A 12723-nucleotide genomic window follows, 5' to 3' on the forward strand; every position below is an offset into this window, starting at 1 on the left:
GCGTTGGCATGGCGACGCCCCGCCGCCCGCACGAAACCCGGCTACGGGCCGGACCCGAGCTGCCAGCCATGCCCGGCCTGCGGCGGCCTCGAATGCCTGTGCCGGCCGCGCTTCTTCGCCGGGCAGCTGCTGACCGAGCAGGACCTCAACCGGCTCGATCACTACATCACCGGGAAGCACAAGTTGCACAACCGCCACCTGTTCGGCCCCGGCGTAGTGTGCGGCCTGGAAGTGCGCTGCGACCCCTGCGACGACCGCGTTAGCATCACGCCCGGCTATGCGCTGTCGCCCTGTGGCGAGGACATCGTGGTCTGCCATGCGGACAGCCTGGACGTCTGCGACCTGATCGCCCGCTGCCGCGAGCAGGACGGGCCGGATTGCCGCCCCTATGCGCCCGGGCGCGACGCCTGCGACGATGTCGTCGAGGAATGGATCCTCGCTATCCGCTACGCCGAGACGGGGTCCAAGCCCGTCACGCCGCTGACCGGCACCGCCGGCTGCCATTGCGGCGCCGGTGGTTGCAAGGGGAAGGCCTGCGCCTGTGGCGGCGGCTGCGGCTGCAAGTCGAGCGGTGCGAAGCCGTTCCGCGCTGAGGCCTTCAACACCGATCAGCCCCGCCTGCGCCGCGGCGCACCGCCCAGCTGCGAGCCGACTGTGATCTGCGAGACCTATCGCTACGATGTGTTCCGCAAGCCCGAGCCGAAGCGGCATGGCCAGGGCGACGATCGCCAGGGCGTCATCGTCGCGGGTCTCGCGGCGTTCTTCGAGGGCCTGGAAGGCGAGATGGCCGAGCGCATCGCCTGCTGCCTGCGCGACCTGGAGACCGCCATGCCGCGGCCACCGGGTGGCTTCAACACCGTCACCGATGCCAACAAGCAGGATTGGTTCCGCTGGGTCTGCGCCGTGCGCCAGGCGCTGGCCAGCTATTTTGGTCGCATCGGCGGCACCGATTGCGAGGCGATCGAGAAGCTCGGCAGCATCCCGATCCCCAATCCGGCGCTGCCGCTGCCGGCCTTCCAGGCCGCGCTCGGCCAGGCCGTGCTGGGGCTGCTGGTGATCGCCGTGGAGGCGATGCTGCATTGCATCTGTTCCAACGCCCTGCCGCCCTGCCCGGCGGCGGATGACCCGCGCGTGCCGCTGGCCGTGGTGAAGATCCGCAAGCGGGATTGCCACATCATCTCGGTCTGCAACTGGACCCCGGAACGCCGTCACGTGGTGACGTTCCCTACGCTGGGCTATTGGCTCGGCTGGGTCCCGCTGCGGCGCATCATCCGGCAGTTCATGGAAGCCCTGTGCTGCAGCAGCTTCAACCTGCCGGACTTCGTGCGGCCGCAAGGCATCGCGCCAGTGCCGGGCAGCACCGGCACGCCGCCACCGACCGCCATGCTTGCCGCCTTCGCCGCCGCTGGTGCCACGCAGCCGGCGCCCGCAGCCGAGCCGCTGGCGCAGCCGGTGACGCTCGACTGGGGTTTTGGGCAGGTCTTCGACCCGGTCATGCTGCAGGCGCTGGCGCTGGGCGCTGGGCGGGATGGCCCAATGGTCGCCGGGGACCTGGCCGACCTGGCGTTCCGCCGACCCGCCTATGCCCGGCCCGACGATCCCAAGGACCAGGCAAGCACCGCCGCAGCGCTGGCGGAGAGCGGCATGCTGAAAGCCTTCACCAGCATCCTGCGGCCCCTCGGCGACCTTGCCACCCCCTTCACGGGCAGCGCAGCGTCGGCCGAGCCCCGCGGGACAGCCGAGATCGCCGAGCTGCGCGACATGCTGCACGCCCAGGCCAGCGAGATCGCCACGCTGAAGGCTGAAATGCGGAGCGTGCGCACCAGCGGCCCGGAGCAGCGGCCATGACGATGCGACTGGACCGCCCACGCTTCTTCGAAGGCCAGTTCCTCGGCGCCGCCGACCTGGAAGCCACCGTCGGCCATGCCCGCGACCTGTCGCGGGAGCATCTGCTGGCCGCACACCCCTGGGGCATCGCCACCGGCCTCGAGCTGGTGGAAGCGGCGGCGGCCGGCGGCGGCGGGGCGGCGGATTACTTCATCATGCCGGGCCTCGCCTGGGACGGCTATGGGCGCGCCGCCCTGGTGCTGTCGCCGGTGCAGGTCCCGTCGGCGCTGTTCACCGGCCTCGCCGACGGCGACCACATGGTCTGGCTGCGCTATGACGAAGCGCCGCTCCGCGGGCTGCGGGAGGGTTTTGGCGCCTGCGGCGTGGACGAGGCTTTCGCCCGCATCCGCGAAAGCTTCGCCATTGAGGCCGGACCCTTCATCCGCGTGGCGGACCGCCAGGGCGGCGTCTCCGTCGCCGGCGTCACCGTGCCCGATGCGCGGCTGGTTCCGCACGAGTTCGATCCGGCTGCGGCCGTGCTGGGCGACGGTTCGGTGCCGCACCAGACGTTTCCGGATGATGCGGCGCGCTGGCTCATTCCCATTGGCGTGGCCACCTGGGTCAACGGCGCGCCGGGCGTCCTGAAGTCGCGCAGCGCTGCCAGCCTGCAACAATCCCGCGTGGTGCGGCAGATGCTGGGCACGGTGACCGAAAGCGTCTTCGCCGCCGATGGCGTGATCCGCCTGCGCGATCGCTTCACCAGCCTGAAGGCGAACGAGACCGCGGACCTCGCCATGGCTGCGCAAGCCATCAAGACGACCGACCTGCTGAACGCGCCCGACCCCGACGACAGCACCAAGACGCTGGCCCGGATCATCAATCGCGAGCTGGTCTGGGTGGAGGGCAATCTGCGCGCCACCGGGCAGGTGCGGCTGTTCGGCACGCGGCTTGAACTGCGCGACGCGAACGGTGCCGAGGCCGGCGGCGCGGCGCTGTATGCGCGCCGCGCGGTCAGCGCCAACAACCCGGCCGGCGGTCAGGATTTCCAGATCATCCTGGGCGGGCAATCCGATGGCAAGGACCGCCTGGCCATCGGCACCGCCGTCGCCTACGGCCCGATCAGCGAGCGCTTCGTCCTGCGCAACGACGGCGTGCTGGCGGCCGGCCGCGCCATCCCCAACGACCTCAAGACCACGCACGCACTGTTTTGCCAGCCTGATGGGATAGCAGCCGCACTGGCCGTCAATGCCGGCCGCGTGGCGCGGTTCTGCTTCCAGCTCCTGCCGGCGCTGACCGAGGCGGCACATCTCGCCTATGACGACGCACCTAAGAAGTTGCGCCTGGGTGTCGGCACCGACCTGGCCAATTTCACCACCTGGACATCGGCCGGCCAGGTGGGCATCCGCACGGATGCGCCGGAAGCCGTGCATCCGGATGGCTCGGGGCTGGTGGTGAAGAGCGCGGCCAATCCGGGGCTGACCTTGCTCGGTGCGGCGAACACCCAGGGCAGCATCCATTTCGCCGATGGGGTGGCCGGCGCGGCCGAGCAGCGCGCCGGCTTCATCCGCTACAACCACCCGCTGGACCGCCTGCACTTCGGCACCCAGGATGCGCTGCGCATGACACTCGACGCGCAGGGCGACCTCGGCCTCGGCACCGATGCACCGACGGCGCGCATCCATGTCGTCGAAGGCGCCGCAGCGCTAAAGCTCAGCGGCGATGCGGTGCAGGCGGAGAATGGCGGCGCGGTGGCGCGGCTGGAGTTGCAGCGGGGTGGCGGCGGGCTGCGCGTGAACGGCAATGCCGCCGATGCCAACCGCTTCGCGCTCACCGCCGATGGCCGCCTCGGCATCGGCACCGATGCACCGTTCTCCCCGCTCACGATACGCAAGACCCAGCCTGAAATCTTCCTCGACGTCATCGGCGGCGGGCCCTCGGCACGCATCGAATTCGCCGTCGCTGCCGGCGTGCAGTCCACCATCACGCATAATGCGGCCGACCGCGCGCTGCGGCTGAGCAACGAGGGCAGTGCCACCCTCACGCTGCGGCAGGGCCGCCTGGGCGTGAACCTTGGCGGCAGCGGCCTGCCACAGGTGCCGCTGCATGTGCGCGGTACGATCAGCGGCGATGCCAACCAGATCGCGTCGCATGTCGCGCTCATCGAGAACACCGCGGGCGGCGGCGCCGATGTGCTGGCGCTGCGCATCAGCGGGACCGCGGCGAGCGCGCAGAACAACTTCATCACCTTCTTCGACCAGAACGGCCCGGTTGGGCGCATCGAGCGCAGCGGGCTCGCCGACATCCAGAGCGGCGACATCAACCAGAACCAGGCCTCCGCCGGCAATGTGCTGCGGCTGATCTCCGGCGGCGCGGATTTCGCCGAATGCCTGCGCCGCGAAAGCTCCGTGGCGCCGATCGGCCCCGGGCGGATCGTCGGCGTTCGCAACGGCGCGGTGTCGCTGGTGACCGCAGGCGCGGATGCGGTGCTGGTGACCACGGATCGCGCCGTGGTCGTCGGCAATGCCAGCATGGCCGGCGATGCGGCGGTGGAAACGGTGGCGCTGATCGGCCAGGTGCTGCTCAGCGTGCATGGGCCGGCCGCCTCCGGCGATGTCATCCTGCCCTCGGGCCAGGCGGACGGCATGGGCCGGGCCGTCGCGCCGGGCCGGCTGACAGTGGCCGAGGCGGGGCAGGTGGTCGGCCGGGCCTGGGCGGATAAGCGCTCGGAGGGGCCCGGCGCCGTGCTCGTCGCCGTCGGCATGCAAGGTGCCGATGGCATGGCCGCGCTGAGTGCGGCGGTCGCGGCGCAGGCCGCCGAGATCGAGGCGCTGCGCCGCAGCCTGGCCCAGCTGCACGCCGGGGAGGCATGACGCCATGTCGGCCAGCCTCACCATCCGCCGCATGAGCCTGGATTTCCATGCTGCGGCCTGCACGGTGGACGCGGTGGCGCGGTCCGGCACCGCGGCGGTGCGGGCGGGGCTGGCGGACCGGCTGGGGGCGGCGCTGTCGGTGCCGGAGGATGACGGGGTGGTGCTGTTGCGGCGCCTCGACATCGACCTGACGCTGCCCGCCGGTGCGGCGGATGGCACGCTGCCGGCGTTGCTGGCCGAGGCGATCGCGGCGGCGATCCGCAAGGGGGTGGCGGATGGCCGCGCGGTGGTGCGGTTCGCAAGTCCGACGGCGCATGTCGCGGCGTTCCTCGTCGCGCTGGTGGAGGGCTCGGCCTGGGGCCGTTGGTGGTTCCACCGCTTCGTCGGGCTGCGTTCCCTGCCGATCTCGGCCGCGATCCACACGGCGTTGCTGCGCGACCCGACCACCGCCCTGGCTGTGCTCGCGGCGCTGCCCGACGCCCTGCGCGGCAGGGTGCTCGCCGCACTCGGGCCGGCCGGGGCCGCGCATGTGGTGCGGACGGTGCGCCTTGGCGAGCCCGATGCGGTGCCGGATGGGGTATGGACGCGGCTGGCCGAGGCGCTGGACGGCGATGGCATCGTCGATCCGGCCTTGCGTGCGTTGGCGCTGGCCGCCACCGTGGCCGAGACGCCCGGCGCCTTGCGCGCAGCCGCGCGGCTGCTGCGGCTCAAGGCCTGGGTCCGGGCCATGCCGGAGCAGGCCGGGCCCTGGCTGGCGAACGGCGCCATCCCGGCCCGCCTGGACGGCGCCGCGGCGACGCTGCTGGCCGCCACGCCTGCCGCGGCGCGCCAGGCGTTGGCGGCGCGTGAAGCTGCGCCGCCAGCACCCCGGCCGGCAGCGACGCTGCTGGCCTGCCCCTTCGGCGGCTATGTCTTGCTTTGCCCGGGCCTGCTCGACCAGCCGAACGAGGCCGCTATCGACGGCTGGCCGGAGCTGTGCGGCGCGGCGCCGGCATCGCTGGTCCGTCTGCTGGCCCTGGCCGCTGCCGCCGGCCCGGCGCGGGCCAAAAGCCTGTGGCAGGACGCGGCGTTGCGGGATCTGTTCGGCGTGGCCGGGCCAACCGCGACGGAACTTGACGACTGGGCGCGTGGCATCGGCCCGGCGCGGTGGGCGGCGCTGGCGCGATCGCTGCCGGTGGCAGCCATGCGCGAGGTCGGCCTGCCGGCCCGGCTGCTGCGCGGCCGCATCGCGCGGGCCACGCTGGCGCGCCTGGCCGCCGCTACGCTGGCTGGCTTCGCCCGCCGGCTGCCAGGATTCGCTGCGGCTTCCCCGGCCTTCCTGCGCAGCAACCTGCTCGGCCGCGGCGCGACGTTCCAGCGCCTGCCGGGCAGCGTGCATGTGCGGCTGGAGCGGCCGCCGCTGGATGTGCTGCTGGCCATGACCGGGCTAGGCGATCGGCGCTGCAGGCTGCCGGATGGCCGGGTGCTGATTCTGTCGCGCGCGCCATGACACCATCGGCGCAGCAGCACCTGGACGCGCTGCTGGCGCAGGAAGTACGCCGGCTGCGCGCACGCTATGCGCTGTCGCAGGAGGAGTTTCGCGGCCTATTCATCTCGGACGCGCAGGTGGATGCGCTGTTGCACGGGGGCGCGCCGCCACCGCCATTGCTGTGCCGCGACTGGCGGCAGGACCTGCCGGAATTGGCGGCGCGCTTCGCGCTCGAACCCTTGGAGTGCGGTTGCGTGGTGCTGGCCTTGGCGCCGGAGGTCGCCCCGCGATACGCCACGCTCTACGCCTATCTCAACGACGACGTCAGCCGCCGCTGGCCGACCCTCGACCTGGCGCAGCGGCTGCTGGGGGAGGTGCGCGCGGCGCTGACCGGCGAGTCCCGCCTGGCCTCGGCCGGCCTGATCGTTCCGGCCGAGACGGCCGATGCGGCGCGGCCGCTCTGCGCACGCGGCTTCCGGCTCAGCCCGCTGCTGCTGCACCACCTGCTGCGCCTGCCGGGCTGCGCCGTGCCTGGCCTGGCTTGGCTGGCGGAGGCTCAAGCGGAGGCGACTGATGAAGCGCCACCGCAGGCGCTGCTGCTGGCCGGGCCGCCCGAGACCGGCCGGCGGGCGGCGGCGGCGGCCTGGGCGGCGCGGCTCGGGCGGCGGGCCTTGTCGATCGACCTGTCCATGGCCGGGCTGGAGGACGCTGCCTTGGCAGCGCGGCTCGAGAACGCGCCGCTGGTGATCCTGGCAGACGCGGTCGCGCCGCCCGCGCGGCTGCCGGCCCGGCTCGATGGCTGGCCGTTGGCCATGATCTGCCGCAACGGCGCACCGTGGCGGCCGCTGCTGCGTGGCCGCCAGTGGCAGGAGGTCACCCTGGCCGTGCCGGATGCCGCCGCCCGCATCGTTGCCTGGCGGCAGGCGCTGAAAGCCCGCGGCACGACCGCGCCGCCGGCGGCGCTGGTCGCCGCCGCCGGGCAGTTCAAGCTGAGCCGGCCCGCCATCGCCCGCGCCGCGGGCCAGCTGCCACTAGGCAGGGTATCGGCGGCCGAGGTGACGCGCGCCGCGGGGCGCGAGCTCAGCTTCGATTTCGGCCCGGCGGCCCGGCCCGTGACATTGCAGCCGGGCTGGGACGACCTGGTGCTGACCGTTGGCGCGCTGGAGCAGCTGCGCGACTTCGCCGGGGCCATTGCCGCCCGCGCCACGGTGTTCGGGCAATGGGGTTTCGGGCAGGTCGGGCGGCGCACCGGAGAGGGGCTGACGGCGATGTTCTCGGGCGGCTCCGGCACCGGCAAGACGATGAGCGCGGCGGTGATCGCGCGCGAACTCGGTCTGGCGCTCTGGCGCATCGATCTGTCCGGGCTGGTCAGCAAATTCATCGGCGAGACCGAGCGCAACCTGGAGCAGCTGTTCAGCGCCTCTGGCGCCAGCGACGCGATCCTGTTCTTCGACGAGGCGGACGCGATCTTCGGCAAGCGGTCCGAGGTGAAGGACAGCCACGACCGCTACGCGAATATCGAGATCGCCTACCTGCTGCAACGGCTGGAGGAGCATGACGGCGTGGTGATCCTGGCCACCAACCTCAGCCGCAACCTCGATGCGGCGTTCCTGCGCCGGATTCCGTTCGTGATCGATTTCCCGATGCCCGATGCCGCCGCGCGCACCCGGCTGTGGCGCAAGGCAATCCCGGCCGCGGCGCCGGTCAGCGTGGATGTGGATTTCGCCTTGCTCGGCCGGCATTTCGATCTCAGCGGCGGCGACATCCGCGCCGCCGCGCTGGAGGCCGCATTCCTCGCGGTGCGCCGCAACCGACCGATCGGGCGGCCGGAGCTGGAGACCGCGGTGGGTCGGCAGATGCTGAAACGCGGCATGCTGCCGGCGCGGCTCAACGGCGCCCACCCGCATCCCGGGCGACCGGCATGAACAGCCGCGTCGAGCCCAGCGCTGCCCGCGGCAAACGGCAGGACGCGCCGCCGCCGGGGCGCGCGGCGCCGGAAGCCGCCGCCGTCGAGACGGCCGGTAATCAGGACTTGCAGCAGGCGCTGGCCGCCGGGCGGCTACGGCGCTGGGCCGGCATCGGCGCGCCGGGCGATGCGGCGGAGGATGCGGCGGATCGGGCGGCGGCCGCGGTGCTGGCGGGGCGCAGCGCCTGTTCCTGTGGCGGCGCCAGGGAGGAGCCCTGCCCCGCCTGCCAGCGTCGATCCAGCCTGACGCTGCGGCGCCAGCCGGCGGATGGCGGCGCGACGCCGTCTGGCGTCGCCACCGCGCGCCTGACCGGCGGCAAGCCGCTGAGCCGCGGTGAACGCAGCCTATTCGAGCCCGGCTTCAGCGCCGATTTCAGCGATCTGCGCCTGCACACTGGCCCCGAAGCCGCAGCCGCCGCGGGCGCCGTACGGGCCAACGCCTTCGCACTGGGCCGCGACATCGTCTTTGGCCGCGACCAGTATCAGCCCGGCACCAGCGCGGGCCGCCAACTGCTGGCGCATGAGCTGGCGCATGTGGCGCTGGGCCATACCGGGTTGCGGCGCCAGGGCGAGGATGGCGGCACGCCGGATGCTCCCGATGCCGGCACGCCGGTGGCCGCTCCGGCTGCCGAGTTCGACCCCTGCGCGGAGAATGTCGCCGAGGCCGATAATGCCCGGCTGCTGGCGCTGTTCGTCATCGTCGAGAGGTATCTTAACGGCCTGATCGCGCAGAAGCGGCGCGGCGAGGATCGCTATTTCGACTACGCCAACCTGCACCGCCGCCTGCTGGCCGCGCGCAGCCAGCGCGCCCGGCAGGGCCATGCCTGGCTCAGCGCCGACCTCACCGCGGTGCCCGCCCAGCTGTACAAGCTCGAACCCAATCCGATCGGTGACCTGATCCTGATCTACCGGGTCGCCGGCAGCGTCGTCGCCACCAATCCTGCGCCCGGCCGGGCCATCTTCACGACGCCGGGCCAGCTGGCGCAGCGCCTGGCAGACGATGCCGTGCCGGAGATGGATCTGCCGCAGTTCTTCGACCAGCAGGACCGCGATGCGCCGCAGCGGCCTTATCCGATGGAGGTGCCCAAGCGGTCGGCGGAACAATTGCTGCCGCACGACGACCCGGCCGATCCGTTCGGCCTTCGCACGATGCCGCTGCAGGATCCCTTCGCGCCACCAACCGCGGCGGACCAGCTCGGCTTCCCGTCCTACGGCCTTGGTCCCTTCGGCATGCAGGCGGCGCCCATCATAGGGCAGAACATATCCCCGCTGACCCGGGCGCTGAGCGTGCCGTTCAACCGCCCGGTGGTGACGGGCGGCCCATACGGCTTCGGCACCGGGGCTGTCGGCGGCTTCCGCAGCGATTGGCAGGGCGATATCGGGGAGGCGTTGTACGCCACGCGGGACGTGCCGACCTTCAACCAAATCCAAGACCTGAACCGGGCCGTGCAGAACTTCACGCTGTACGACTTCTACGACCCGCGCACGCAGACCTTCGAGTCGGTGAAGACGCAGTTGCCCACCGCGCCCGGCGGCCCCCCCAGCCTCGGCAGCGTCCAGGAGGCGGTGCGCGAGGTGTTCGGCAACGCCGATCCCGCCAAGCGCACCCAGGCGTTGCAGATGATGCAGAATGCGGTGGACCCGACCCTGACACTGGACAAGATGCTGTTGGGGACCCGCTTCGCCGTGAACCCGGAAACCGTGCCGGCGGCGCAGGATTCGGTGGAGGCCGCGATCCGGCGTGGCCAGATGGATTACGAGGTGCTGCTCTCCGCGTTCCTGCGCCAGCAGCCGATCTCCGTGCAGCATTCGCGTGGCCCGCAGAAGGGGCAGACCGTCAGTTACACGGATTTCGCCACGCTGAACGCCGATTTCAAAGCCAAGCACATCACCCAGGCCCGCTACCGGGATGCCGTCGGGCAATTGGCTCAGCGAGCGCGCGCCCAGGTGGTGCCAACCGGCGCCGGCGCGGAGAACCGCCTGCGGCCGCTGATCGATTTCCGGCAGCGCTATGATTTCAGCAACGCCGCCGACTACGCCGGCCTGGCCGATACGCCGGCCAATCGCCGGCTGGCGCGCGCCGGGCAGCAGAACGCCTTCGAACGGATCGGCGTGCCGGAACTGCTCGAGGTGCAGACCAAGGGCATGCGGCCGGTGCTGGGCCGTTCCACCATGCTCGGCGGCGGCTTGGGCCTTGGCACCTCGGCCATCATGGGCGCACCGCACCTGGCCGAGACGTGGGACACCGACCCCTATGCCGGCCGCCGCTACCTGACGAATCTGGGCCTCTCGGCCACCTCCGGCGCCGGCCAGGCGACCGCCGAGCAGTACATGCGCATCCGCATTGCCCAGGGTGGCCTCGACTACGCGGCATCGCGCGCCGCTGCCGGCCGTTCCATCGCGCCGGTCGCCTGGGGCGCCCCGGCGGCCCGCCTCGGTGGCGGCACGGCACTGGGTGGGGTCGTCTCGGGCGGGGTCACGGCTGGCAGCATGTGGCTCGACGAGCGGTATTTCGATGCCGACTACACGCCCATCGACTATTCCGCGCGGGTCACGCGGGCCGCGGTGATCGGTTCGGGCGCATCACTGATGGGCGCGCTGGCGGCCGGCGGCACCACGGCGTTGCTGGCGGGCGGCGGCGGCGCGGCGGGCTGCACCGTCGTCTTGCCCGTGGTCGGGACCGTGGCTTGCGGCGCGGTCGGCGGGGCGGCCGGTTTCGTCGTCGGGGTCGGCTCCTACGCGCTTTTCGACTGGCTGCTGGGGGACGTGGTCGAAACCGAAGTCCGCGACGTGATGGGGGAGGCCGGCTGCGTCGGGCGGTAGGCCTCCGGCTCCAGCTCCAGCCGGCGGATCATGCGGCCGAGATGCCGGCGCTCAGCACCCGCGGCGCGCGCCGCTGCAGAGACATTGCCGCCGGTCTCGCCCAGCAGCCATTGCAGGTAGCTGCGTTCGAAGCCTTCGAGGCATCGCGCCCGCGCCGCCCGCAGGCCGCCGCCATAGACCTGCGACGCCGGCTCATCGCTCGTCGCCTCAGCTCCCATGGCGGCCAGTACACCGAGCGGCAGGTCATCCAGCCGGCCGCCATCGGAGAGGATGACGGCGCGATGCATGGCGTTCTCCAGCTCCCGCACGTTCCCGGGCCAGGCATAGAGGGTGAGCGCGCGGCGCACCGAGGGACCCAGCGCAGGACCGGCACGGCGGTACTGCGCTGCAAAGCGGGTCAGGAAAAAATCGGCCAGGCGCAGCACATCCTCCGGACGCTCCCGCAGCGGCGGGATGACCACCGAGCCCACGTCGAGCCGGAACAGCAGGTCGCGCCGGAACCCGCCGAGCGCGACCATCTGGTTCAGATCCGCATTGCAGGCGGCGATCACCCGGACATCCGCCTTGATGGCGCGATCCGCGCCGACCGGGCGATAGGTCAGGTCCTGCAGAAAGCGCAGCAGCGCGACCTGCGCGCGGGCACTCAGCGCGTCCACCTCGTCCAGCAGCAATGTGCCGTTCTGCGCCTGGTTTACCAAGCCGCGGTGTGGCGCGCGGGCGTCCGTGTAGGCGCCCTTGGCGTGACCGAACAATTCATTCTCGAACAGCAGGTCCGGCACCGCGCCGCAATTGACCGGCACGAAGGGTTTGTCAGCGCGCGGGCTGAGATAGTGCAGGGCGCGCGCGATGAGTTCCTTGCCGGTCCCGGTTTCGCCCCAGACCAGGACGGGCGCATCGCAAGCTGCGTAGCGCGTGACATAGTCCAGGACCCGGCCGAAGCCGGGCGAGACGCCAACGATGCCGAGCGATTCGAACACCCGATGACGCTGGGCCGACGTGTCCGCGCATGGGAATGCGTCCGGCTGCACGGCTGGCATCCCCTTTCCTGAAACACAGCGGCTTGTCGCCGTCTGGAAATGCAATGAAAAGGCCGCAACGCATCATTCTACGAGTATCGGTCTGGCGAAACTTGGCATGCGAAGTCGATCGCCACGTCCTCAGTGGATCAAGGCGGCGTGAAGTTGCAGACATCCCCGACCGCTACAACCGCAGGCTACATTAACCACGTGCCTACGCAATAAATTTTGGCCGGTCGGCCCGGCGTGGCCGCCGACAGGGCGGCGCGCTTGCCGCAACGGCTCACAGCAGTTCGAGCACTGGCCGCCAGCCGATATCCTCATGTCGATGTAACTGCGCGTTCACATGGAAGAAGTTCGCTGCGTGAAAGCCGCGGCAGCAGCGTGCCGTGGAGCGTTGGGCAAAGCGCTCCTGCGTCCAGCTGGATCGTGTCCCGACGCGTGGTGTAGGATTTGTGATCCTTGGCGGTTTGAGCCGCCGTATCACCCGGCCACGGCGGGCAGGCTGACGGTGGGACGGTCGCTCACGTTGCTGATGGTTTCCAGCGTCATGTAGCGAGCGCGCTGGGTGGCCCATTCGTCGGACTGCTCCAGCACAATGGCGCCGATCAGCCTGAACCGCCCCGGGATGTCCGGAGGCAATTTGGTTTGAGTCACGCCGCCAGGAGAAGGTTCTCCTGGGCTGCGTCGTAAAGTGCTTCGGCCTCGGCGGGCGGTATGTTGCCGATGGGCTCCAGCAGCCGCCGATGGTTG

6 protein-coding genes and 1 pseudogene are annotated in these 12723 nt (G+C 71.5%); 5 read left to right on the top strand and 2 right to left on the bottom strand.

All coding sequences use genetic code 11. The annotated features are described in order from the left end of the window. Positions 1-3 precede the first annotated feature (3 nt). From ACFHNC_RS23295 to ACFHNC_RS23315, 5 genes are read left to right on the top strand one after another with little or no spacing between them, the layout of a single operon-like run. Positions 4-1848 carry a hypothetical protein gene (locus ACFHNC_RS23295; protein WP_437171639.1) on the top strand — a complete coding sequence of 615 codons (1845 nt, stop codon included), beginning with the start codon at positions 4-6 and terminating at the stop codon, positions 1846-1848. Then, complete coding sequence (locus tag ACFHNC_RS23300; RefSeq protein ID WP_437171640.1) at positions 1845-4697, top strand: hypothetical protein; 2853 nt, start codon at positions 1845-1847, stop codon at positions 4695-4697. Before ACFHNC_RS23295 ends, ACFHNC_RS23300 begins: the two co-directional genes overlap by 4 nt. Before the next feature lie 4 nt (positions 4698-4701). Continuing rightward, on the top strand, positions 4702-6186 hold the full coding sequence (locus ACFHNC_RS23305; protein WP_437171641.1) for a hypothetical protein: 1485 nt from the start codon (positions 4702-4704) through the stop codon (positions 6184-6186). Further along, positions 6183-8090, top strand: a complete 1908-nt coding sequence (locus ACFHNC_RS23310) for an ATP-binding protein (protein WP_437171642.1) — start codon at positions 6183-6185, stop codon at positions 8088-8090. Before ACFHNC_RS23305 ends, ACFHNC_RS23310 begins: the two co-directional genes overlap by 4 nt. Continuing rightward, positions 8087-10954: an eCIS core domain-containing protein gene (locus ACFHNC_RS23315; protein WP_437171643.1), complete on the top strand. Its 2868-nt coding sequence runs from the start codon at positions 8087-8089 to the stop codon at positions 10952-10954. The genes ACFHNC_RS23310 and ACFHNC_RS23315 overlap by 4 nt, the downstream gene beginning before the upstream one ends. On the opposite strand, the gene ACFHNC_RS23320 is transcribed toward ACFHNC_RS23315, so the two are convergent. Then, positions 10867-11982 carry a sigma 54-interacting transcriptional regulator gene (locus tag ACFHNC_RS23320; protein WP_437171644.1) on the bottom strand — a complete coding sequence of 372 codons (1116 nt, stop codon included), beginning with the start codon at positions 11980-11982 and terminating at the stop codon, positions 10867-10869. The two genes, ACFHNC_RS23315 and ACFHNC_RS23320, sit on opposite strands and share 88 nt — an antisense overlap. Positions 11983-12453: 471 nt before the next feature. Then, positions 12454-12585, bottom strand: a pseudogene (locus tag ACFHNC_RS23325) (IS256 family transposase); the annotation flags it as partial. Positions 12586-12723: the final 138 nt, after the last annotated feature.

It is taken from the genome of Falsiroseomonas sp. E2-1-a4 (assembly GCF_051433165.1).
GTDB lineage: Bacteria > Pseudomonadota > Alphaproteobacteria > Acetobacterales > Acetobacteraceae > Falsiroseomonas.

Excerpts from the sequence above, each read along its gene's own strand:
- ACFHNC_RS23300 (WP_437171640.1), top strand. The coding sequence starts at position 1,845 with ATGACGATGCGACTGGACCGCCCACGCTTCTTCGAAGGCCAGTTCCTC.
- ACFHNC_RS23305 (WP_437171641.1), top strand. The coding sequence starts at position 4,702 with ATGTCGGCCAGCCTCACCATCCGCCGCATGAGCCTGGATTTCCATGCT.
- ACFHNC_RS23310 (WP_437171642.1), top strand. The coding sequence starts at position 6,183 with ATGACACCATCGGCGCAGCAGCACCTGGACGCGCTGCTGGCGCAGGAA.
- ACFHNC_RS23315 (WP_437171643.1), top strand. The coding sequence starts at position 8,087 with ATGAACAGCCGCGTCGAGCCCAGCGCTGCCCGCGGCAAACGGCAGGAC.